Source organism: Microbacterium hanjuni (assembly GCF_043556395.1).
Taxonomy (GTDB): domain Bacteria; phylum Actinomycetota; class Actinomycetes; order Actinomycetales; family Microbacteriaceae; genus Microbacterium.
The window spans coordinates 1,045,915-1,068,584 of the sequence record NZ_JBIGIK010000001.1 but is presented as its reverse complement, the minus strand read 5'-3'; the positions used below and the strand labels follow the sequence as shown (position 1 = coordinate 1,068,584).

18 protein-coding genes are annotated in these 22,670 nt (G+C 71.3%); 8 read left to right on the top strand and 10 right to left on the bottom strand.

The window, feature by feature from the left end:
- Positions 1-2 precede the first annotated feature (2 nt).
- The 8 genes from ACFXP5_RS05405 to ACFXP5_RS05370 form a co-directional block, all read right to left on the bottom strand.
- Complete coding sequence (locus tag ACFXP5_RS05405; protein WP_394543806.1) at positions 3-971, bottom strand: NAD-dependent epimerase/dehydratase family protein; 969 nt, start codon at positions 969-971, stop codon at positions 3-5.
- Positions 968-3,667 carry an alpha/beta fold hydrolase gene (locus ACFXP5_RS05400; RefSeq protein WP_394543805.1) on the bottom strand — a complete coding sequence of 900 codons (2,700 nt, stop codon included), beginning with the start codon at positions 3,665-3,667 and terminating at the stop codon, positions 968-970. Before ACFXP5_RS05400 ends, ACFXP5_RS05405 begins: the two co-directional genes overlap by 4 nt.
- Entirely contained in the window at positions 3,664-4,686 is a 1,023-nt protein-coding gene (locus ACFXP5_RS05395; RefSeq protein WP_394543804.1) for a 3-oxoacyl-ACP synthase III, read from the bottom strand. The genes ACFXP5_RS05400 and ACFXP5_RS05395 overlap by 4 nt, the downstream gene beginning before the upstream one ends.
- Before the next feature lie 185 nt (positions 4,687-4,871).
- Positions 4,872-6,173 carry a DUF58 domain-containing protein gene (locus ACFXP5_RS05390; RefSeq protein ID WP_394543803.1) on the bottom strand — a complete coding sequence of 434 codons (1,302 nt, stop codon included), beginning with the start codon at positions 6,171-6,173 and terminating at the stop codon, positions 4,872-4,874.
- Positions 6,174-6,176: 3 nt separating this feature from the next.
- Complete coding sequence (locus tag ACFXP5_RS05385) at positions 6,177-7,142, bottom strand: AAA family ATPase (protein ID WP_394527498.1); 966 nt, start codon at positions 7,140-7,142, stop codon at positions 6,177-6,179.
- Positions 7,139-8,323, bottom strand: a complete 1,185-nt coding sequence (locus tag ACFXP5_RS05380) for a DUF4350 domain-containing protein (RefSeq protein WP_394543802.1) — start codon at positions 8,321-8,323, stop codon at positions 7,139-7,141. Before ACFXP5_RS05380 ends, ACFXP5_RS05385 begins: the two co-directional genes overlap by 4 nt.
- Positions 8,320-8,985, bottom strand: a complete 666-nt coding sequence (locus tag ACFXP5_RS05375) for a DUF4129 domain-containing protein (RefSeq protein WP_394543801.1) — start codon at positions 8,983-8,985, stop codon at positions 8,320-8,322. Before ACFXP5_RS05375 ends, ACFXP5_RS05380 begins: the two co-directional genes overlap by 4 nt.
- On the bottom strand, positions 8,982-10,274 hold the full coding sequence (locus tag ACFXP5_RS05370) for a DUF7847 domain-containing protein (protein WP_394543800.1): 1,293 nt from the start codon (positions 10,272-10,274) through the stop codon (positions 8,982-8,984). Before ACFXP5_RS05370 ends, ACFXP5_RS05375 begins: the two co-directional genes overlap by 4 nt.
- Before the next feature lie 161 nt (positions 10,275-10,435).
- On the opposite strand from ACFXP5_RS05370, the gene mtrA reads away from it, so the two are divergent.
- The 5 genes from mtrA (at position 10,436) to hpf (ending at position 16,009) form a co-directional block, all read left to right on the top strand.
- Entirely contained in the window at positions 10,436-11,116 is a 681-nt protein-coding gene (mtrA, locus tag ACFXP5_RS05365) for an MtrAB system response regulator MtrA (protein ID WP_394527493.1), read from the top strand.
- Positions 11,117-11,123: 7 nt separating this feature from the next.
- Positions 11,124-12,785, top strand: a complete 1,662-nt coding sequence (mtrB, locus tag ACFXP5_RS05360) for an MtrAB system histidine kinase MtrB (RefSeq protein ID WP_394543799.1) — start codon at positions 11,124-11,126, stop codon at positions 12,783-12,785.
- A complete protein-coding gene (locus ACFXP5_RS05355) occupies positions 12,782-14,485 on the top strand; it encodes an LpqB family beta-propeller domain-containing protein (RefSeq protein WP_394543798.1) in 1,704 nt (567 codons plus the stop codon). The genes mtrB and ACFXP5_RS05355 overlap by 4 nt, the downstream gene beginning before the upstream one ends.
- A 92-nt stretch (positions 14,486-14,577) precedes the next feature.
- A complete protein-coding gene (locus ACFXP5_RS05350) occupies positions 14,578-15,306 on the top strand; it encodes a ComF family protein (protein WP_394543797.1) in 729 nt (242 codons plus the stop codon).
- Between the two features lie 40 nt (positions 15,307-15,346).
- The gene (gene hpf, locus ACFXP5_RS05345) at positions 15,347-16,009 is read left to right on the top strand and encodes a ribosome hibernation-promoting factor, HPF/YfiA family (RefSeq protein ID WP_394543795.1); all 663 of its coding nucleotides are present in this window, start codon (positions 15,347-15,349) and stop codon (positions 16,007-16,009) included.
- Between the two features lie 49 nt (positions 16,010-16,058).
- Here hpf and ACFXP5_RS05340 read toward each other — a convergent pair whose 3' ends face one another.
- The gene (locus ACFXP5_RS05340; protein WP_394527486.1) at positions 16,059-17,372 is read right to left on the bottom strand and encodes a hypothetical protein; all 1,314 of its coding nucleotides are present in this window, start codon (positions 17,370-17,372) and stop codon (positions 16,059-16,061) included.
- 234 nt (positions 17,373-17,606) lie between these two features.
- On the opposite strand from ACFXP5_RS05340, the gene secA reads away from it, so the two are divergent.
- From secA to ACFXP5_RS05325, 3 genes are all read left to right on the top strand, one after another.
- Entirely contained in the window at positions 17,607-20,414 is a 2,808-nt protein-coding gene (gene secA, locus ACFXP5_RS05335) for a preprotein translocase subunit SecA (protein ID WP_394527484.1), read from the top strand.
- A 70-nt stretch (positions 20,415-20,484) separates the two neighbouring features.
- Positions 20,485-21,711, top strand: a complete 1,227-nt coding sequence (locus ACFXP5_RS05330) for a pyridoxal phosphate-dependent aminotransferase (protein ID WP_394543794.1) — start codon at positions 20,485-20,487, stop codon at positions 21,709-21,711.
- A 58-nt stretch (positions 21,712-21,769) separates the two neighbouring features.
- The gene (locus ACFXP5_RS05325) at positions 21,770-22,114 is read left to right on the top strand and encodes a hypothetical protein (RefSeq protein ID WP_394543793.1); all 345 of its coding nucleotides are present in this window, start codon (positions 21,770-21,772) and stop codon (positions 22,112-22,114) included.
- Positions 22,115-22,142: 28 nt separating this feature from the next.
- On the opposite strand, the gene ACFXP5_RS05320 is transcribed toward ACFXP5_RS05325, so the two are convergent.
- A complete protein-coding gene (locus ACFXP5_RS05320) occupies positions 22,143-22,583 on the bottom strand; it encodes an Rv3235 family protein (protein WP_394543791.1) in 441 nt (146 codons plus the stop codon).
- Positions 22,584-22,670: the final 87 nt, after the last annotated feature.

Genomic DNA, 22,670 nt, shown 5'->3' with positions numbered 1-22,670 from the left:
CCTCAGGCGGCGTAGTGCCGGGCGAGGCGCTCGAGGCCCTCGTCGACGCTGACGGCGGGAGCCCACTGCAGATCGCGACGGATGCTCTCCTGCTCGAACCAGTGGGCGGTCGAGAGCTGCTCGGCGAGGAAGCGGGTCATCGGCGGCTCGTCCGTGCCGGGACGGATCGCCCACAGCCGTTCGATGATCGAGCCCGCCGCGAGTGCCACGGGGGCGGGCACGCTGAAGCGCGGCGGCGCGACACCGGCGGCGAGGCAGATGCCGGCCATCAGGTCGCCCACGGGCCGCGGCTCGCCGTTCGTGAGCACGTAGGCGCGCCCTCCGACGGCGGGTGCGCGATCGAGGGCCGCGACGATGCCGGAGGCCGCGTTGTCGACGTAGGTCGAGTCGATGAGTGCTGTGCCGCCGTTCAGCAGCGGCAGGGTGCCTCGGCGCGCGCGGCTCACGATCCGCTCCGTGAGCTGCGTGTCCCCGGGGCCCCACACGAGGTGGGGGCGCACCGCCACGACGGCGAAACCCGCCGTGTTGCGCGCGAGGGCGAGGATCTCCGCGTGCGCCTTGGTGCGCGCGTACTCGCCACGGGCGTTGACGGGGTCGGCCGGCTCCGCGCCGACGCCCGCCAGCGCGTGGCCTGCGTGTGCGACCGAGGGGGAGGAGACATGCACGAAACGCGTGACGCCGTGGGAGGCGGCGGTGTCGAGCAGCATCCGCGTTCCTTCGACGTTGACGGTGTGGAACTCCGATGCGGCACCGGCGAGCGATACCTTGGCCGCGAGGTGCACGACCGCGTCGACGCCGGCCACGGCTTCGTCGAGGGTGGCGGGGTCGGTGACGGAGCCGCGGATGTCGGTGACTCCCGCGATGCCGCTCGGACGGCGCTGCAGGGTGCGCACCTCGTGACCGGCGCCGAGCAGGGCCCGGGCGACGGCGCCGCCGAGGAAACCCGACGATCCGGTGGCGAGGACGATCACGGCGCGGTGGGCGTGCGTCCGGCCAGGATGGACTCTGCCCACGCGGAGAGGCGCGAGCGGTCGATCTTGGAGTTGTGGCGAATGTCGGTGGGGAGGTCCCGCACGGTGAGGACGGCGGCGAGCGGCAGCTCGGTGCTGGCGCGCACCGCGCGGGTGAGCTCGGGCGGTGCGACGGCCGCACGCCGCGTCGCGGGCACCGTCTCGACCACCGCGACGCTCTGACGTCGACCCTCGGGACCGACCCCGACGACGGCCGCGCGACGTACTGCGGCGACGCGCTCGATGTCCTGCTCAGGCCCGACCGGGGTGACCGGTCCGGTGGCGGTCGTGATCACGTGGGGCAGTCGCCCCTCGATCCACAGTCGGCCCTCGGCGTCGAGGTGGCCCACATCGCCGGTCCGATGCCACCGCTCCGCCGGAAGCGCACCCGCGGGCGCCGCATCCCGGGCCGCGGTGCGGTCGGTGAGCCAGAGCCGGTGGTACCCGCTCTTGAGGTGGGGCGCGGAGATGACGACCTCGCCGGAGACGCCCGGTTCGGCCGCGGGGACGCCGGTCGCGTGACCCGCGTCGTCGAGCGTGCTGATGAGCACACGTCCTTCGCCGATCGGCGCGCCGACGCAGACGCCGCGCTGGCCGGAGCGGGCGGCGTCCTCGATGCCGGGGAGGGTGAGGTCGGTCACCAGCAGGCACTCGGTCATGCCGTAGGGGGTGTGGGCGACCGCGTTCGGCATGAGGCGCTGGGCGGCGCGCAACAGCTCGATGCTCACGGGGGCACCGGTGGACAGGAACGTCTGCACCCCGGCGAGGGCAGCGCGGTCGGCGTCATCGAGCTCGGCGGCGGTGGCGACGACGTTGGCGACGGCCGCCGGGGAGAGGAACACGATCTTCGCCGCCGATTCCCTCACCGCGTTCGCGACGGCGACGGCGGTCAGGGTGCGCGGGGCCGAGACGTCCATGTCGGGTGTGGCGGAGCGGGTGCCGAGGGCGGGTCCGAGCAGGGCGAAGGGGGCGAAGCCCGTCACGAGGCCGGTGTCTGCGCCGACCTCGAAGTGCGCGGCGAGAGCGTCTCGAAGCGCCGACAGCTGGGCATGCGTGTACACGACGCCCTTCGCGGGTCCGGTCGACCCCGACGTGAACAGCACGGCTGCGACGTCGTCCGGAGTGGGCGGCAGGGGGAGGGATGCTGTTTCGCCGAGCGCGGCGACCTCGGCGAGGCTCCGTTCCACCCCGAGCGCCCGGGCAGCGGCTGCGGGGAGGTGGGGAGCCGAGATGCGGATGCCCGGCCAGCCGAGCGCGCGGGCGGCGGCCAGGCCCGCGACCTCGCCGATCACGACGTCGGGCGCGGCTCCCCGCACCGCGCGCGAGAGGCCGCGGATGCCGAGGCCTCGGTCGGCGACCACGACGACCGCGCCGATCCGCAGGCAGGCGTACAGGACGGCGGTGAGGGTCGGGCCCGGCGGCACCAGGAGCGAGACGCGGTCGCCGCGGCGCACCCCGAGGGTGTGGAGGCCCGCGGCGAGCTGTTCGACCCGCTCCGCCAGCATCCGCCAGCTGACGCGCAGCGGAGCGCCCCCGCGATCGGTGCTCATGTCGATGACCGCGGTGTCATCGTCGCTGCGGCGCTCGAACAGGCTCTGCCAGAGGGGAGCTGCGGCGGGCGCCGCGTCGGGGACGTCGGGCTCGGCGACAGCATCCGGCCCCGCACCCGTCAGCGCCGGCTCGACCCGATCGGCCAGCCAGGCGAGCACGACGTCGGCGTAGGGCCGCTCTTCGGCGAGCAGGTGACCGGCGCCTTCGAAGCGGTGCACGTCGGCGTGCGGGAGGCGGCGGGCGAGGTCGTCGAGGTGGTACTCGCGGAACACCGGGTCTTTCGGGCCGCGCAGGAGCAGCGCGGGAACGGTGAGCGTGGTGAGCCCGTCGGAGACCCCGCGGAGCGCAGGGGTACTCGGGTGCGCGGCGGTGGCGGGGATGTCGGCCACGAAGGCGCCGATGCCGCGGCGCCGCGCGGCGACCCGGTAGGGGGCACGGAAGGCGGCGCGAACGGTCGGGTCGAGGGAGGGCTCGGCGAGCGAGAGGGTCACGTCGAGGAAGGCGGTGCTGCGCGTCGTATTGGCGGCGAGCAGTCCGCGCGCACCGGCGAGACGCAGGGGGAGCGGGATCGCACGCTCGGCGGGTTGATGGACGGCGGTGTTGAGGGCGATCACGCCGGCGAGGCGTTCGGGATGCTGCACGGCCCAGCCGAGGGAAATCGGTCCGCCCCAGTCGTGGCCGAGCGTGACGATCGGGCCGGCGGGCGCGAGGGTGTCGATGAGCGCGCCGAGATCGGCGATGCGCTGGGCGAGCGTGCGGCTGACCGCGGTGCGTTCGGAGAAGCCCATATCGAGCTGATCGACCGCGATCACGCGCCAGGCGGCGCCGCCTTCGCGCGCGGCGCGCACGCTGGCGGCAGCGACCGCGCGCCAGAGGTACGACCAGGTGGGGTTGCCGTGGACGGCCACGATCGTGCCGATCGGGTCGGTCCCCGCCCGGGAGAGGACGTCTCCCGTGTCGAGGACGTGCCACTGCCGGGTGGTGCCGACGTCAGCGCCGACTCCCGCGACGTCGACGAGGCGGGACCACGCGGGATCGAGCCCCGGGAGACCTGCGGGAGGGAGGGTGGCGGCGTCCGCGGTGTAGCGCGCGGGCGCCGAGCTCACCACGCCAACTCGAGCATGCCGGTGTTCAGCCCGGAGCCCACCCCCATGAGCAGCACGCGATCGCCCTTCGCGAGCGTCGCCTGCTCTTCCGCGAGCGTGATCGGTATCGAGGCGGGGCCGACGTTGCCGAGCCGCGGGTAGGTCACGGGCACGCGGCTGCGATCCAGGCCGATCGCCTTGACGATCGCGTTGGTGTGCACCGCGGAGACCTGGTGCGTGATGTAGCGGTCCATTCCCGTCCACGACCAGTCGGTACGCGCTTCGCGCCATGCCGCGGTCACGAGTTCCATGCCGCCCTTGAGGAGGGCCTTCGCGTCGGTGAACATGCCGTCGACGCTGCCCACGCACAGCTCGTGGAACTGGGTGGCCGCCCGGGTCACGCCGCCGAGCACGCGGTGGCCCTCGGGGTGTTCGCTCGCGCGGCCGAGCACGGCGGCGGCGGCGCCGGAGCCCAGGGTCAGGGTGGCGAACTCGCTCATGAACGAGTCGCGATCGATCTCATCGCGGAGGAGGCGCGCGACGGTGTTCACCTGGACGTCGTCGGCGTCCTCGCCGTTGACGATGAGGGCGTACTGCACCTGGCCCGACTGGATCATGCTCGCGGCGAGGCTCATGCCGTTGATGAAGCCGAGGCAGGCATTGGCGACGTCGAAGTTCACCGCGGAGCTGGGGAGGCCGAGTCCGTGATGCAGGCGCACCGCCACGGAGGGCTCCAGGTGCTTGCGCGTGACGGAGGTGTTGATGATGAGGCCGATTTCGTGGGGCTGCACGCCCGCCTCCTCGAGGGCTTGCTCAGCCGCCGCGATCGTCGCGTCGTCGGAGTTCTCACCCTCGGCCCAGTTGCGCCGTTCCAGCACGCCCGCGACGCGGCGCAGCAGCCCGGGTTTGAGGTGCATCCGCGTCAATGCCGGCGACAGACGTCGCTCGATGTCGTCCGAAGAGGTCACGCGTCCGGGAAGGACGCTCGCGACCGAGATCAGCGCGACGTCGTCGAATCGAGTGGATGCATTTCCGGGCAAGGGATCTCCGCGTCTTCCGAAGGGGAACGGTGTGGGCCGTCATACGGGCGGGGCAGAATGTGCACTCTCTCGCGGCCACATCCTGACAAGCCTAAGCGTTGCCGTATGGCAACAGGTGCATAGATCACGGATCCACGGCCGACCGACAGCCTGGCCGGTGCCTTCTCGGGCGCCGTCCTCGCGGTTCAGAGGCGCCCGGCGGCTTTCAGCGCGAGGTAGCGGTCGGCGACGAGTGGCGGCAGCTCTTCCGCGGACGCGACGAGCGACTCGCCCCCCGCGCGACGGATCGCGCCGCCGACGCGGTCGGCGTCGCGACGCGCGCGCTCGACCGCGGCTCGGGCGTAGACATCGTCGGCATCGCGCAGGGGCGGCTCTTCCGGGTCGGCGTCGGTGGCCGTCGCCACGAGTACGCGCGTCCGCCGGGTGAGAGCCGGGAGTGCGGCGAGGAAACCGCGTGCGGCGAGCGGTTCGTCGTGCGCCGTGAGCAGCACGACCAGCGAGGGGTGCCCCGTCAGCATCCGCACCTGCGCGAAGGCGGCATCCCAGTCGGTGTCGATCAGTTGCGCCTCGACCGGCGCCATCGCGTCGATCATCGCCGGCAGCAGCGCCGGACCGTCGACGCGGGTGACGCGGGCGCGCACGACGCGATCGAACAGCACGAGGTGAACGTGGTCGCCTGCCCGCGTCGCGAGGGCCGCGAGGAGGAGGGCGGCCTCCATCGCGGCGTCCAGGCGAACGCCGTCGCCGACGCGGCCGGCGGCCGTGCGCCCCGAATCGATCACGATGACGACGTGCCGGTCGCGTTCCGGACGCCAGGTGCGCAGCATCGTGGAGCCGGCGCGGGCCGTCGCGCGCCAGTCGATCGCCCGCACGTCATCGCCGCGCACGTACTCGCGCAGCGAATCGAACTCCGTGCCCTGCCCGCGCACCTGCACGCTGGTGTTGCCGTCGAGTTCGCGCAGCCGCGCGAGCCGCGAGGGCAGGTGGCGGCGGGCGGTGAACGGGGGGAGCACCCGCAGGCGTCCGGGCGCGTCGATCCGCGTCTGACGGCCCGCGATACCGAGCGGCCCGAGGGAGCGCACGACGACGGCATCGCTGCCGAGTTCCCCGCGCCGCCGGGGGAGCAGGGTGATCGCGATCGCGCGGCGCTCGCCGGCCGGTACGTCGATCGGGGCGCGCTCGGCGGGCGACCCCGCGGTGGGCTGCCACGCATCGCGCAGTCGCCCGTGCACCCGGCGCGCGCCCTCGTTCGTCAGCAGCACCTGCGTCGGCACGCTCTGATCGCGCAGCGCTCGCCGAGGGAGGCGTCGCTCGACGCGCAGGCGCCGGGGGTCGCCCGCCGCCACCACGTCGAGCGTCGCCGCCGCCAGGCACAGCAGCATCCAGCCGAGCGCGGTCAGGCCCGCGTTCACGCCGGCGAGCGAGAGCAGCACGACGGGCGCTGCGCCGAGGGCGAGCAGGAGGGGAAGGCGACCGGTGACGAACATGACTCAGATCGGCACCCGGGTCTGCTGTACGACCGAGGTGAGGATCGCGTCGACCGAGACGCCCTCGATCTCGGCGTCCGGGCGTAGTCGGATGCGGTGCCGCCAGGTCGGTACGAGCATCGCCTGCACGTGATCGGGCGTGATCGCGGGGTAACCGCCGAGCCACGCCCACGCCTTGGCTGCCGCCAGCAAGCCTGTCGACGCCCGGGGGCTCACGCCGAGTTCGACCGAGGGGCTGTCGCGGGTGGCGCGGGCGAGATCGACGACGTAACCGAGCACGTCGTCGGCGACGGCGACGGATGCTGCAGCCGCCTGAGCGGCGACGATCTCGGCCGGCGTGACCACGGCCGCAAGCCCCGCAGCTCCCAGCTCGCGCGGGTCGAAGCCGTCGGCATGGCGGCGGAGCACCGCGAGCTCCGCCTCGCGGGAGGGGAGGGGCACGACGAGCTTGAGCAGGAAGCGGTCGAGCTGCGCCTCGGGCAGCGTGTAGGTGCCTTCGTGCTCGACGGGGTTCTGGGTCGCGGCGACGAGGAACGGCTCGGGCAGCGGCCGTGTGACGCCGTCGCTGGAGACCTGACGCTCCTCCATGGCCTCCAGGAGGGCTGCCTGCGTCTTGGGCGGCGTGCGGTTGATCTCGTCGGCGAGCACGATGTTGGTGAAGACCGGCCCGGCACGGAATTCGAACTCCCCGGTGCGGGCGTCGTAGACGAGCGATCCCGAGACGTCGCCCGGCATGAGGTCGGGCGTGAACTGGATGCGTTTGGTGTCGAGACCGAGGGCTCGGCTGAAGGACCGCACGAGCAGGGTCTTGGCCACGCCCGGAACGCCCTCCAGCAGTACGTGACCGCGTGAGAGCAGCGCGATGAGCAGGCCCGTCACGATGCCGTCCTGGCCGACGACGGCCTTGCCGACCTCGAGCCGTACCCGGTGCATGCTCTCGCGCAGCGCCGCGTCATCGGTGTCTGTCATGGGGTGTCCCTTTCCGGTGGAGCGGTGTGCGGCGCGGCGATGTCGTGCACGCGCGTTTCGAGAGAGCGCAGTCGCTCGGCCAGCTCGACGAGCTGCCGGTCGGTGCGCGGTGTCGTGTCGATGAGGATGCTGTGCACCTCGGCGCGGTCGGATCCCGACCGCTGGGCGACCGCGTCGGCCACGGCGGCGGGGGAAGCGGCGGCGGGGAGTCCCAGCATCCGTCCGATCCGCTCCAGCGTTCCCAGGCGCAACTGATCGATCGCGTGACCGGCGTCCTGCGAGCGGGCGTAGAGGCGGGCGCGGCCCGTGGTGGTCTCGGAGGCGCGCACGGTGACGGGGAGGTCTTCCGCGACGAGCGCGCCGAAGCGGCGGCCGCGCCAGAGCGCCGCCGCCCCGGCCGCGGCCAGGAGCAGCAGCATGACCGGGGTCACCCAGTCGGGGGTGAGTTCGCCGAGGGTGGGGGCGGCCTCGCCGACGTCGGCGTCGGTCAGGCTCGGTACGTACCAGACGACCCGCGGCTGCGAGCCGAGCAGGTTCAGCGCGAGCGCGGCGTTGCCGGCGTCGGTGAGCGCGTCGTTCGCGAAGACCGGGCCCGCGTCGAGGGCGCTCACGGTGCGCCCGTCGAGGGTGCGGGTGAGGAGGGCGAAACCGTCGTCGACCGGGTAGCAGCCGGTCACCTCCTCGCCGGCGGTGGCGAGGGAACCGGCCGTGATACCCCCGGCTCGCTGGGCGGCCGGCACCGTGCACTCGGGCGCCACCTCGGCGGTCCCGGCCGCGCCCGCGGGAGCGGACCCGGGCAGCAGCAGGCGCAGCGTGCGTGCGCGCGGTTCGATCAGCACCACGTCGGTCGCCGCATCCGCGAGCTCGACGATCGCGTCGTCGGAGAGGTAGGCGGCGTCGGGGAGCACGAGCGTGACACCCGCTTCCCCGGCGCCGAGCGCATCGAGCGCGTCGTCCCGGCCTCGCACCACCTGCAGGTCGATGCCCTGCTCGGCGAGAACCCGGGCGAGCCCGCGGGTGCCCTCGGGGGCGGCGGACTCGGGGTCGAGGGGGTCGCGCTGCGTCCAACCGCCGAAAGCGAGCAGGCCGCCGACGAGCGCCACTGCAACGAGGACGGCGACCACGATCAGCCAGCCGACGAGGGTGCGCCGCCGCCGGCGTGTCGCGGTCGGGGCGCTCACCGGGCGCTCGCGAGCACGGGGCGGGCGCGGGCGAGGGCGTCATCGAGCGCGGCGATGTTGTCGTACATCTGCCGGGTGCCGTGGCGACGCAAGTACCGCACATCATCGAACGCGGTGGCCGCAGCATCCATCCGTCCCGCCTCCCCGGGGAAGATCGCTCCGGCCGTGCGGGCGAAGCCGTGCACCGTCGTGCCCGCCGGCACCTCGACGGCGGTGCGCTCCACGACGCCGCGCGCGACGGCCCGGAAGCGCAGCACGATGGCGTCGTCCCAGTCCGAGCGGGCCGCGGCCGCCGCCGCGAGACGCCGCAGCTCCGCGGCGGAACGCACGTCCGTCTCGCCGAACAGCTCCGCCCTCTCGTCCGCGCGAACGCGGGCGACCGAGCGGGGGCGCCCCCAGATGAGCAGCGCTGCCACGACGATCACCACCACGACGATCGAGGCGATCACCGCGAACGCCGGACCCCACGCGCTGGGGATCCCGCCGCCGAACAGGTTCTCCAAGAATCGACCGACCGCCTGCGCTGCCCGGTCGATCAGGTTCGGCTCCGCCGCGGCGTAAGCGGGATCCTGCAGCTCGCGCTCCGCCCACTCGCGAGCGTCGTCGCGGTCGGGTGTCAGCGCGGCGCCCGCGAGGAGCAGCTCAGCGACCGCGCGGCTCACGAGGTTTCGCCCGGAGCCGTCCAGCGCGGGGGAGAGGCAGCCGTGTCGGGGCCGGGCGTGGGCGTCCCCGGTGCCGGGGTGCCGGGAACGGGCGGCGCCGCGTAGCCGGGAGCGCCGTACGGCGAGGGCGCGGGAGCGCCGTAGGGCGTCGGATAACCGCCGGGAGCGTACGCCCCCGGCGGGGGATACCCTCCGGGGGCCGGGTACGCGCCCGGGTAGTAGGGTCCGCCGGGAGCCGGGCGGGGGGCGATCGTGCGCCCGATGTGCTCGCGGTAGGGGTCGGCCAGGTCGGTGGCACCCGCATCGCGCCGCTCGACATACGTCTGCAGGTCGAGGTCGAGGCCTTCGTGGCGCATGCGGCAATCGACGTATACGAGGGCGGCGGCGGTGGACTGCACGATCAGCGCCACGCACTGCACGAGGATCGTCAGCGCCTGGGTGAGTACGGCCGAGACGATGACGGCGACGATCGCCGCCGGTTCCGGATCGCCCGTCGGCGAGACGATCGTGCTCAGCCCGCTGGAGAGGAACGACAGCGGGATGCTGACGACCTGGGCGACCACGCTGAAGGTCATCGAGATGATCACGAGGATGCCGAACGTCGACCAGAACCGGCCGCGGGTGAGGCGCCAGGAGCGGGCGATCGCCGCGCGGATCCCGGCCCCCTCCAGGATGATCGCCGCCGGCACGAGAAGGAGCTTCGTCGACAGCCAGAGCGAGAGCGGTATCGAGCCGAGCACGAGCAGCACCCCGAGCACGATCGCCAGCGGCAGCACGACGAAACCGAGACCGACCACGACCCCGCCGACGACGGCGATCACAAGCAGGACCGCGCCCAGCACCAGCGCGGCGTAGCCGATCAGGCGCCACGCGACGGGGCGCAACCGCTGCCAGATCTGTCCCAGGGTCAGCTTCTCGGCGATGACGGCAGCGGCGACCTCGCTGACGACGACACCCTGCACGATGACGCCCAGCGCACCGGAGGCGAGGCCCAGGACGAGCCCCGTGATCACGGTGATCGCGATGGAGCCCGCGAGGATCGCGTCGAACTCCTCGGAACCGGAAGGCACGGTGTCCAGGCGCGAGAAGCTCGCGATCGCCACACCGCCTGTGGCGAAGATCACGAGCAGATAGGCGCCCGCCTGCACGCACAGGGCGAAGCCCAGCAGCACGCGCGGATTCTGGCGCAGGGCGGAGAACGACTTGCCCAGGATCGTGCCGAATCCGAGCGGATGCAGCGGAACGATCCCCGGGCGGGGGGCGGGCGTCCAGGCCGGGTACGCGGTCACGGTGGGTGCCTCCTCGTGCTGCGGCTGGCGTCTATCGTGTCACACGCCGGGGTCCTCCTATCGGCGCCCTCCCGGTGGCGTCGACTACTGTGATGTCAGCGCACGCACAGGCCGCGGGCGCGTTACCGTCGCGCTGGGCGGATGTGAGGGACGACGCGCAGATGACATCACGGATCTTGGTCGTCGACGACGACACCGCGCTGGCAGAGATGATCGGCATCGTCCTCACCACCGAAGGATTCGACACCGCCTTCTGCGCCGACGGTGCGCAGGCGGTCGACGCCTTCCGTCGCGAGCGCCCCGACCTCATCCTGCTCGACCTCATGCTGCCCGGTATGGACGGCATCGAGATCTGCTCCCGTGTGCGGGCGGAATCCGGCATCCCGATCATCATGCTCACCGCACGCACCGACACGGCCGATGTGGTGCGCGGACTCGAGTCGGGCGCCGACGACTACATCGTCAAGCCGTTCAACCCGAAAGAGCTCGTCGCTCGCATCCGCACCCGCCTTCGCCCCGCGAGCCAGGCCGCCGGCGAGACGCTGCGCATCGGCGACCTCACCGTCGACGTCGCCGCGCACGAGGTGCGCCGCGGTGAGACGGCGATCAGTCTCACTCCGCTCGAGTTCGAGCTGCTCGTCGCGCTGGCCTCCAAGCCGCAGCAGGTCTTCTCCCGCGAGATGCTGCTCGAGCAGGTGTGGGGCTACCACTACAAGGCCGACACGCGCCTGGTCAACGTGCACGTGCAGCGGCTGCGCGCGAAGGTCGAGACCGACCCCGACAACCCCCGGATCGTGACGACCGTACGCGGCGTCGGGTATCGAGCCGGGGCGGTGGTGTGAGGCGGTGATGTCGCGTCCGGTCGCAGCTCCGCCGCGGCGGCTGTTTCGCGACTGGCGGTCGTGGCCCACGCGACTGTCGAGCCTCTGGCGCCGATCGCTGCGCTTCCGCACCGTCCTGATCACGCTGGTCTTCACAGCCCTGGCGATCCTCGTCGCCTGCGTGGGGATGGCGCTCGCGATCCAGAACGACCTGTTCCAATCGCGCCTGCGTCAAGTGCTCGACAGCTCTCAGAACGCGACGCAGTCGGCCCAGATCACGCTCGATTCGGCGGTCGGCGCGGGTGAGAACACCGTCGCCACGCAGAACCTGCTGCAGAGCGTGCTGGGTCCGTTGCTGCAGCAGGCCAGCACCGACGTCTTCGCGGTGTACCGCATCGGCACCGACATCACCCCCAACGCGCCTCAGAACCGCGCCTCCTTCGATGAGAGCCTGCTGTCGGAGGGCTTGCGCCAGCAGGTGCGTTCCAACGAGCAGGGCACGCAGTGGTGGCAGTCGGTCGCCCTGCCCACCGATGACGGCGGCACCGTGCCCGGCATCATCGTGGGCCAGCAGCTCGTGATCCCGGAGGTCGGGCCGTACGAGCTCTACCTCGCCTACGACCTCTCCAGCCCCGCGCAGACGCTCGGCTTCGTACAGGCGATCCTCTGGATGGTCGGCATCGTGCTGCTGGTGCTCATCGGGGGGATCGCGTGGTGGGTGCTGCGCTCGGTCACCGAGCCGATCGGTGAGGCCGCCGATACGAGCGCGAAGTTGGCCGCGGGCGATCTCGGCGTGCGTCTCGAGGTGCGCGGCGACGATGAGCTCGCCACCCTCGGGCGCTCGTTCAACGCGATGGCCGACAGCATCGAGTCGCAGATCAAAGAGCTCGCCGACCTCTCGCTCGTGCAGCAGCGTTTCGTCTCGGACGTCTCCCACGAGTTGCGCACCCCGCTGACCACGATCCGCCTCGCCTCCGACATGCTCAACGATCGCCGCGACGAGTTCGATCCGACCACCGCGCGCGCGGCCGAGTTGATGCACGCCCAGGTGCAGCGGTTCGAAACGCTGCTCACCGACCTGCTCGAGATCAGCCGCTACGACGCCGGTTCCGTGCAACTCGAACTCGAACCCACGAGCCTCGCCCACCTGGCGGCCGACGTGATCGCCTCGATGGCGCAGCTCGCCGAGCAACACGGCTCCGACGTGCGCCTGGTCGCCCCCGGCGGCTATTCGCCCGTCGACCTCGACCCCCGCCGCATCCGCCGGATCGTTCGCAACCTGCTGGGCAACGCGATCGAGCACGGCGAGGGGCGCCCGATCGTCATCACGGTCGACAGCGACCAGCACACCGTCGCGCTCGGGGTGCGCGACTTCGGCATGGGGATGAAGCCGGCCGACGCGGAGCGCGTCTTCGACCGCTTCTGGCGCGCCGACCCCTCCCGCGTGCGCACGATCGGGGGCACCGGGCTCGGCCTCTCGATCGCCCTCGGCGACGCCCGACTGCACGGGGGGACGTTGGCCGTGTGGTCCGAACCCGGGCACGGCTCGAACTTCGTGCTGACCCTGCCGCGCTCCGGCGCTGCCGTCGAGGGTTCACCCCTGTCGCTCGTGCCGCGCGACGACGCCACGGCGCCGTTGGACGCGCTCGGCGTGACCCAGCCCATCGACGTGACAGGGGGTGTCTCGTGAAGAGACGTGTCATCGCGATCCTGACGATGGGGATGCTGCTGGCCCTGACGGCGTGCACGGGTCTCCCGACATCGGGGCCGGTCAACCCCGGCCTCGGGCCGGATCAGAACAGCGATGCGCGGCCGTACAACTTCGTGCCCGACCCGCCCCCGAGCGGCGCCTCGCCCGAGCAGATCGTCTCCGGTTTCCTGGGTGCCGGCTCCGGGCCGCAGGACGACTGGGCGCGGGCCCGGCTGTACCTCACCCCCGACTTCGCCGAGGAGTGGGATCCCCTCGCCGGCGTCACGATCGATCGGAGTGCCGATCGCTCGGCGCCGACCTCGGCCGCGTCGGCGTCACCCACGCCCGATCCGGCATCCACCGTCGTCGTCACCCAGCGCGTCACGGCCCAGGCCTTCGTGTCGGCCACGGGCGAATACACGCCGGCGGACGGCAACGCGACGCCGCTGGAGTTCCGCCTCGTGCAGAGCGACGGACAGTGGCGCATCGAGGACGCCCGCGACGGAATCGTGCTCTCGCAGGACGTCTTCGACACCGTGTACCAGCCCGCGAACGTGATGTTCTTCGATCCGACGTGGCGCTACCTCGTGCCGGACGTCCGGTGGTTCCCGCGGCCCCTGATCGCGACGCGCGTGACGCAGGCGCTGATCGACGGCTCGCCCAGCGAATGGCTCACGGGCGCCGTGGTCAACGCCTTCCCGGAGAACGTCTCGCTCGTCGGCAACGCCGTGCCGCTGAGCGGCAGCGCCGCGGAGGTCGAGCTGAGCACCACGGCGTTCGATCTCGAGCAGGTGACGCTGGATCGGATGCAGACCCAGCTGGAGGAGAGTCTCGCCAGCATCGACGTGACCTCCGTCGAGCTCACGGTCGGAACGACGCCGCTCGATGCGGAGCGCACGGCAGCGGTGAGCAACCCGAGCGTCTACCGCTTGCCCCTCGTCGAACTCGCCGACGGTCAGGTCGGCTTCCTCGGCGCCGACTCCGTCGAGCGGATCCCCGGGCTCTCCGACGCGCTCGAGGACTCCCGAGCCGTGTCGATAGCGGTCGATCCCGCCTGGAGCAGCGCAGCGGTGCTGACCGATACCGGAGCGGTCGTCCGCGCCCGCTCGAACGGCACCATCGAGGCGCTCGACGTGACGACCCCGTCGCTTCTGCCGCCGTCGATCGACCGGGACGGCGCGGTCTGGACCGCCGCGCGCGACGACCCCGACACCTTCACCGTCTACCCCGCCGGCGGCGAGCCGGTGGTCATCACCGCTCCCTGGGCGAGCGCGACCACACTGCTGTCGTTCCAGATCTCCCGCGAAGGATCGCGCATCGCCGCTCTTGTGACGGCGAACGGGCGCACCGAGCTGTGGGTCGCCGGGATCCAGCGCGAGGACGACCGGCCGAGCGGCGTGGGCGATCCCGAGCTCGTGACCACCAGCTCCTCGACCGGCATCGCCGTGGCCTGGCTCAACGACGTGGATCTGGGGGCCCTCGTGACCTCGGGCGACGCGGTCGCGCTGCTGCGACAGCCGATCGGCGGTCGCGGCACGTCCACCGCGCTCGCCTCGAACGTCGTGGACATCGCCGGCGGCAATTCCACCGTCCGCCTGCGCACCGCCGAGGGCGCGCTGCTCATCGAGCGGGGGGCGACGTGGGAGGAGAGCGCGAAGGGCATCTCCCTGCTCGCCATCCAGCAGGGTCAGCCGCAGTGATCCGCTCCTCCCCAGCGGGGAGGCGCGCAGCATCCGTTCTCCTTCTTCGCGGACCAACGTGAGGAGTGCAGCGGAGGGGTGACGATGTCGGTATGGATCGCACCCTCGTGTCGCGGGCGCTCGCCGACGCGCTGACCTTCGTGCTGCCGGTGGACTGCGCCGGCTGCGACGCGCCCGACATCGCGCTGTGCGAGGAATGCCGGAGCGCGCTGCAGCCCGAGCCGTTCTCCCAACAGCTCGGGTCGCTGCGGGTGTGGAGCGGCATGCGCTTCGAGGGCGTCGCCGCGCGGGTGCTGCGCGCGCTGAAGGAGGAGGGGCGCACGTCTCTTGCCCCCTCTCTCGCTCCCGCGATCACGGCTTCGCTCATTCGGCTGGGGGAGGCCGACGCGCTGCTCGCGACGATGCCCACGTCGCGGGCATCGATGCGGCGGCGGGGATATCGGGTGACCGAGCTGCTCGTGCGCCGAGCGGGCCTGCGTCCCGCTCGGGTGCTGCGTCCGACCCGCGCGACCGGTGACCAGCGGGGGCTCTCCGCCGAGGAGCGGCGAGCCAACACCGCGGGCAGCATGATCGCTTCGGGGGTGAGGGGACGCGGGGTCATCGTGATCGACGACGTGGTCACGACGGGTGCGACGCTGCGCGAGGCCGAGCGCGCCCTCGTCGCCGCCGGTGCGGACGTCGTGGGAGCGGTGACCGTGGCGGCGACGCCGCTGCACCTCCGCCGGCGCCCGCGAAACGCGGGGTTTGGCGAGACCAGTGTTTCTCCCGTGACACGGCGGGGCGGCGAGACTACGGTGGGGGAACCAGAAGGCGACGGATAGTCCGCCCTTGACCGGGCGGACCCGGAACAAGGAGGTACGGATGGACACCAACATCGTCGGCGTGGGAGTCGGTATCACGGATCGATTCCGCAGCGTGGTCGAGGAGAAGGCCGACCGACTCTCGCACCTGTGTCCCCGAGCCCAGGGGCTCGAGGTGAAGGTCACCCACCGCTCCTACCGCAACGGTCGGATGGAGGACGAGACCGTCGAGCTCACGCTCGCCGACAAGGGCCCCGTCGTCCGGGCGGAAGCCACGGACGGCGACAAGTTCACCGCCCTCGACCTCGCGGTCGACAAGCTCAGCGAGCAGCTGCGCCGCGCGAAGGACAAGCGCGTCGACGCCCGCAACCATCCGCGGGGCGCCAAGTTCGAGAAGGGGACCGGGTCTTTCGAGGGCCTCGATCTGCAGCCCGCCTCGGTCGAGATGCTGCGCGCGGTCGCGACGGGGGAGATCCCGGTCGTCGCGGTCGAGGAGGACGAGGCGGACTACACCCCCGTCGTCATCCGCACCAAGCGGTTCGACGCCGAGTGGATGAGCGTCGAAGAGGCCGTCGATCGGATGGAACTCGTCGGTCACGACTTCTTCCTCTTCGTCGACGCCGCCACCGATCACCCCAGCGTCGTCTACCGCCGCAAGGGCTGGGACTACGGCGTGATCTCGCTCGCGACGCTCGCACCGCCCGAGGCGCGCGCCGCGTCGTAAGCCGGCCTGCGGGCCGCTTCTCATGAAGGGGGAGGGGGGATGCTGCGGCTCAGCCGTCGAACATGTCCCCGAGCAGCGAGCCGATGACGAGCCCGCCGAGGATGCCGCCGACGGGGCTTCCCCCGCCGCCCATCATGCCGCCGCCTCGGCCGCCGCGGCCGCCCCAGCCGTTGCCGCCCCAGTCGTCGGGGCGTGCGGAGTCGATATCGCGCTGAGCGAGCTGCAATGCCTCGGAGGCGAGCGCCGCCACCCGGCGGGCCTGCGCGATCGTGCGCTCGCGGGCCTCTTCGGCGACGGGGCCGATCGGGATCTCCGCGCGGAGGCGCTCGGCCTCGGCGAAGCGGGTGCGCGCGTCGGCACCGATCCAGCCGCGGTGGCCGGAGATGATGCTGCGGGCGACCGTCAGCTGGCGGTCGGCGTCATCGACCGCGTGCGTCACGTGGGTCTGCGGGATCACGGGGCGCGAGGCGCGCTCGCGCGCCGTGTCGAGGTCGGCGTTGGCCTGACGCAGGGTCGACAGCGCGCCGAAGGGGTCGTCGCGGGCACCGGGGGCGGGCAGCTGGCTGAGCGCCTTCTCCAGGGCGGACATCGCTTCCTTCACCGCCGGCGTCTGCGGGCCGCGCCGCGCGTCCGCCAGGTCGCCGCGCGAGTCGTCCACGACGGCGGCGAGGGTCGACTCCGCGCGGAGCGCCTCGATCTCGTAGGAGTCGATCGCGTCGAGCAGCGACTCCGCACGCCGGACCGCCTCGGTCGCCGCCTCCAGCGCGACGCCGGCCTGCTCGCGCTGACCCGCTTCGCGGCGACGCTCGGATACGCCGGCGCTGTGCGTCGCGAAGGTGAGCAGCTGCTCGATCTCCTCCGGGTTGCCGGAGATCTGCTGCAGTGCGGCGGCGCTGTACCGCGAGGACAGGCGCTGCACGGCTTCACGAGCGGCCGGGACGCGTGCGCTGAGGCGCTCGCTGTCGGCGCGCACGCGGGCGAGGATCTCGGGGCCGCGGCGCACGAGCTCGATCGCCGGCTGCAGGGCGGTCGTGCGCTCTTCGAGCAGGTCCTCCGCCCACTCCGAGAGCTGGATGATGCGCGCGTTGCGCGTGCGCAGCTCTTCGGGGGTGTCGGGGATCTCGTCGTGGTTCAGCTGGTGCAGGTGGAACGCTTCGGCGAGGTGGGTGCGCACCGCCTCGAGCGCGTTGCGCAGGTCGGCCGTCTGGCCCTCGCCGAGTTCGGCGATCGCGAAGTCGAGTTCGTCGGTCGTCAGGCGCACGCGTTCGTCCGCGGCGACGATCGCCATCTCCGCCCGCCGCATGAGGTCGGCGTCGGCAGAATCCTGCTCTTCACGTTTGCGTTTGCCCCAGAACCCGGCCATAGCGTCGATCCTACGGTCCGCTCGCCCCCTCGATCCCGCGTGTTCGCCGTGGGCGCGGGCTTTCCTGTCGCCGGCGTCCGATCGGATGCCGGCGTCTCGCGCATCGCGCCTCGCCCGGCGTGCTCTCGGGTTCCTCGGAGGTCACGAACGGATAACATGGCGAGGTATGCCTGCTCGCAGGCGGGCGGTTGTGCGCAACAGGTGCAGCGCCCCATCGACAGATCGGAATGCTCCGTGGCAAATCCTCTCGAGAAACTGCTCCGCGCCGGAGAGGGGCGGATCCTCCGCCAACTCCAGCGCGTCGTCACCGCGGTCAACGCGCTGGAAGACGATTACGCCCAGTTGACCGACGACGAGTTGCGGGGCGAGACCGCCGAGCTGCGCACGCGCCACGAAGCGGGCGAGACGCTCGACCAGCTCATGCCCGAGGCGTTCGCCGCGGTGCGGGAGGCGGCCAAGCGCACGCTCAACCAGCGCCCCTACGACGTGCAGATCATGGGCGGCGCCGCCCTCCACCTCGGCAACATCGCCGAGATGAAGACCGGTGAGGGCAAGACTCTGACCGCCACGTTCGCGGTGTACCTCAACGCGATCGCCGGCAAGGGCGTGCACGTCATCACGGTGAACGACTACCTGGCGAGCTACCAGGCCGAGCTCATGGGCCGCGTCTACCGTGCACTCGGCATGACGACCGGCGTGATCGTCGCCGGTCAGACGCCCGACGTCCGTCGCCAGCAGTACGCCGCCGACATCACGTACGGCACCAACAACGAGTTCGGCTTCGACTACCTGCGCGACAACATGGCGTGGCGCGAGGAAGACCTCGTGCAGCGCGAGCACTTCTACGCGATCGTCGACGAGGTCGACTCGATCCTCATCGACGAGGCTCGTACCCCGCTGATCATCTCGGGTCCGTCGTCGGGGGAGGCCAACCGCTGGTTCGCCGAGTTCGCCAAGATCGCCAAGACCCTCGAGCCCGGCGTCGACTACGAGGTCGACGAGAAGAAGCGCACGATCGGTGTGCTCGAGCCCGGTATCGAGAAGGTCGAGGACTACCTCGGCATCGACAACCTCTACGAGTCGGCCAACACGCCCCTGATCTCGTTCCTCAACAACTCGATCAAGGCCCTCGCGCTGTTCAAGCGCGACACCGACTACGTCGTCATGAACGACGAGGTCATGATCGTCGACGAGCACACCGGCCGCATCCTCGTGGGCCGCCGCTACAACGAGGGCATCCACCAGGCCATCGAGGCGAAGGAGAGCGTTCCGGTCAAGGCCGAGAACCAGACCCTCGCCACCGTCACCCTGCAGAACTACTTCCGTCTCTACGGCAAGCTCGCCGGGATGACCGGTACGGCCGAGACCGAGGCCGCCGAGTTCATGTCGACCTACAAGCTCGGCGTCGTCCCCATCCCGACCAACAAGCCGATGGTCCGAAAGGATCAGTCCGACCTCGTGTACAAGAACGAGACGGCCAAGTTCGCTCAGGTCGTGGAAGACATCGCCGAACGCCACGAGACCGGACAGCCCGTACTGGTCGGCACCACGAGCGTCGAGAAGAGCGAGTACCTCTCCCGGCTGCTCGCCAAGAAGGGCATCAAGCACGAGGTGCTCAACGCGAAGAACCACGCGCGCGAGGCCGAGATCGTCGCCCGCGCGGGTCGTCTGGGTGCCGTCACCGTGGCCACCAACATGGCCGGTCGCGGTACCGACATCATGCTCGGGGGAAATGCCGAGTTCATGGCCGTCCAGGACATGAAGGCGAAGGGTCTCGACCCCGTCGAGACCCCGGAGGCTTACGAGTCCGAGTGGGACGACGTCTACCAGCAGACGCGGGACACCGTCGCGGAAGAGGCCGGCAAGGTCGTCGAGGCCGGTGGCCTGTACGTGCTCGGCACCGAGCGCCACGAATCCCGCCGCATCGACAACCAGCTGCGCGGTCGCTCGGGTCGTCAGGGCGACCCGGGGGAGAGCCGGTTCTACCTCTCGCTGACCGACGATCTGATGCGTCTGTTCCAGTCGGGTGCGGCCGAAGCGATCCTCGCCCGCACCAACTTCCCCGACGACGTCGCGATCGAATCCGGCATGGTGTCGCGGGCGATCAAGAGCGCGCAGTCCCAGGTCGAGGCGCGCAACGCCGAGGTGCGCAAGAACGTCTTGAAGTACGACGACGTGCTCAACCGCCAGCGCGAAGCGATCTACGCCGACCGGCGGCACATGCTGCAGGGCGACGACATCGCCGACCGCGTGCAGCACTTCATCGAGGACGCGATCAGCACCGTGATCGACGACCACACCGGCAGCGGACACACCGAGAGCTGGGACTTCGACGCCCTGTGGACCGAGCTCAAGACGATGTACCCCGTCTCGGTCACGATCGACGAGGTCGTGGCGGAGGCCGGCAACAAGGGCCGCGTCACCGCGGAGGGCCTCAAGCGCGAGATCCTCTCGGACGCCAAGATCGCCTACGACCAGCGCGAAGAGACCCTCGGCAGCCCCGCGATGCGCGAGCTCGAGCGTCGCGTCGTGCTGCAGGTGCTCGACCGTCGCTGGCGCGACCACCTCTACGAGATGGACTACCTGAAGGACGGCATCGGCCTGCGTGCGATGGCTCAGCGCGACCCGCTCATCGAGTACCAGCGCGAGGGGTACCAGATGTTCCAGTCGATGATGGGCCAGATCAAGGAGGAGTCCGTCGGCTACCTCTTCAACCTCGAGGTGGAAGTGCGTCGCGCCGAGGGTGAGGACACCGCCCAGGTCGAGGCCAAGGGTCTCACCGCCGCCCCCGTCGAGGGGCTGCGGCTGGAGTACTCCGCGTCCAACGACGCCGGCGAGGTCGAGGTGCGCAACGATCGCGGGCAGGTGCAGCAGGCGGCGACCAACCGCATCCGCAAGGCTGCCGCCGCCGCTCCCGCGGTCGCCAAGCCTGCCGCTGAGGCCCCGCGCGGTGCTTTCGGGCAGCGCACCGACGCCGCACCGGCCGCAGCGCCGGAGCCGCAGAACCGGGCCGATCGCCGCGCCACGGGCAAGAAGAAGTAGCAGCGTGGGCGCCGCGAGCGGTGCCACGCGTTGTCGATTGGCCGGTTCGCGGCGGGTTTAGTCTGAAACGATGACCCCGCCGCGATCGCTCGACCAGTCGTCGAAGCTGAAGAACGTCCTGTACGAGATCCGCGGTCAGGCGCTCGTCGAGGCCGATCGCCTGGAGGCCGAGGGTCACCGCATCCTCAAGCTCAACACCGGCAACCCCGCGGTCTTCGGCTTCGAGGCGCCCTTCCAGATCGTGCGCGACATGATCGAGGCCGTGCCGCACGCTCACGGCTACAGCGACAGTCGCGGAATCATGTCCGCGCGTCGGGCCGTGGTGTCCCGCTACGAGCAGGAGCCCGGTTTCCCGCACGTGGACCCCGACGACGTCTACCTCGGCAACGGTGTGTCCGAGCTCATCACGATGGTGATGCAGGCTCTCCTCGACGAGGGCGACGAGGTGCTCATCCCCGCTCCGGACTACCCGTTGTGGACGGCCATGACCAGTCTCGGTGGCGGCACCCCGGTGCACTACGTCTGCGACGAGCTCGACGGCTGGCAGCCCGATCTCGACGACATCCGCTCGAAGATCACCCCGCGTACCAAGGCCATCGTGGTGATCAACCCCAACAACCCCACCGGCGCGGTCTACACCCGCGAGGTGCTCGAGCAGATCGCCAACCTCGCGCGCGAGCACTCCCTGCTGCTGCTCGCCGACGAGATCTACGACCGCATCCTCTACGACGACGCGCACCACATCCCGATGGCCACTGTCGCCCCCGACCTGCTCTGCCTGACCTTCAACGGTCTGTCCAAGACCTACCGCGTGGCCGGTTACCGCTCGGGGTGGCTCGTGATCACGGGCCCGAAGGGTCACGCGCACGGATTCCTCGAGGGGATCACCCTGCTCGCCTCGACCCGGCTCTGCCCGAACGTTCCCGCCCAGTACGCCGTGCAGGCCGCGCTGTCGGGCGTGCAATCGATCGACGCTCTGATCGGCCCGAGCGGTCGCCTCCATGAGCAGCGCGATGCCGCCTGGAGCGGGCTCGAGGCAATCCCCGGAGTGACGTGCGTGCGACCGCAGGGTGCGCTGTACGCGTTCCCGCGCTTCGACCCCGAGGTGTACGAGATTCCCGACGACGGGAAGTTCGTGCACGACTTCCTGATCGCCGAGCACGTGCTGCTCGTTCCCGGCACCGGCTTCAACTGGCCGACTCCCGATCACGTGCGTATCGTGACGCTTCCCGAATCACGGGTGCTGACGGATGCGATCGAACGCTTGGGCAACTTCCTCTCGACCTACCGTCCCTAGCATCCGCCGTCTTCGTTCGACGGTCGCGGTGCGTGCGCGAGGCTCCTACACTCGCGGCATGGCAATCGAAGTGAACGAACCCGCGTTGAGCTACGCCCGTGACCTGATCCGCCGTGGCAAGGTCGTGCGCGACCAGCGTGATTGGTCGGAAGTGGCGCCCACCACCCAGCAGGAGAACGAGGTCATCGAACGGGACGGCTGGTCGGAGTACGCCAGGTGGCACCTCGGGGTCGATTCCTCCGAGAACCCCGAGACGAAGAAGGCCTACTCGTTCCCGTTCGGCGACTTCAGCGAGGTGCACCGCTCGGGCGTCATCGCGGGGGAGAGCCGAGCCGGGCAGTACCACCACACCGAGGTGGAGGCGGCCTTCAAGAGCCTGCTCGAACTCATCGACGAGGGCTGATGAACGAGAGCTGATCAACCGGCGCTGATCAGAGCAGGGCGAGCGACGTCGCCCGCCAGCGACGGTCCATGCCCTCGAGACGGATCGCGATCGCCCGCGTCCTCGCGGGTCCGGTGACGATCACGACCGCTTCGACGACGCCGTCGGCCGGTACGCATTCACGCACCGACAGGATGCGATGAGCCGGACGCGCGGCCGGAACACCGCGCGCGGTGCGCGCTCGCGTCGCCAGGCTCGCCCGGGTCACCAGGCTGCGGTAGGCATCCTCGGTGAGCCAGCGCGCGAGCTGTTCGATCTCGCGCACGCCGGCCAGCACTTCGAGCACCCCCACGGTCAGGTTGCGCAGCAACGGTGCTGCGGCCGGCAGATCGTGACTGGGGGTGTGCTGCGGAGCGAAGTACTCGTCCATCTCCGCGGCCCGCCCTGCGGCGGGGTAGATGCGGGCTTCGCCCGCCGAACTGGGTGCCATCTTGTGCCTATCTCGACAAAGTGTGTGTCGTACGGACAGGGGGGATGTCGCACGCCCAGTGAAGCACACGGCAGAGCACTGCGACAG

What these genes read in the sequence shown, in the direction of transcription:
- ACFXP5_RS05385 (WP_394527498.1), bottom strand. Translation starts at nt 7,142, where the DNA reads ATGACAGACACCGATGACGCGGCGCTGCGCGAGAGCATGCACCGGGTA.
- ACFXP5_RS05325 (WP_394543793.1), top strand. Translation starts at nt 21,770, where the DNA reads ATGGCAATCGAAGTGAACGAACCCGCGTTGAGCTACGCCCGTGACCTG.
- ACFXP5_RS05320 (WP_394543791.1), bottom strand. Translation starts at nt 22,583, where the DNA reads ATGGCACCCAGTTCGGCGGGCGAAGCCCGCATCTACCCCGCCGCAGGG.
- mtrB (WP_394543799.1), top strand. Translation starts at nt 11,124, where the DNA reads ATGTCGCGTCCGGTCGCAGCTCCGCCGCGGCGGCTGTTTCGCGACTGG.
- ACFXP5_RS05330 (WP_394543794.1), top strand. Translation starts at nt 20,485, where the DNA reads ATGACCCCGCCGCGATCGCTCGACCAGTCGTCGAAGCTGAAGAACGTC.
- ACFXP5_RS05350 (WP_394543797.1), top strand. Translation starts at nt 14,578, where the DNA reads ATGGATCGCACCCTCGTGTCGCGGGCGCTCGCCGACGCGCTGACCTTC.
- mtrA (WP_394527493.1), top strand. Translation starts at nt 10,436, where the DNA reads ATGACATCACGGATCTTGGTCGTCGACGACGACACCGCGCTGGCAGAG.
- ACFXP5_RS05390 (WP_394543803.1), bottom strand. Translation starts at nt 6,173, where the DNA reads ATGTTCGTCACCGGTCGCCTTCCCCTCCTGCTCGCCCTCGGCGCAGCG.
- ACFXP5_RS05340 (WP_394527486.1), bottom strand. Translation starts at nt 17,372, where the DNA reads ATGGCCGGGTTCTGGGGCAAACGCAAACGTGAAGAGCAGGATTCTGCC.
- hpf (WP_394543795.1), top strand. Translation starts at nt 15,347, where the DNA reads ATGGACACCAACATCGTCGGCGTGGGAGTCGGTATCACGGATCGATTC.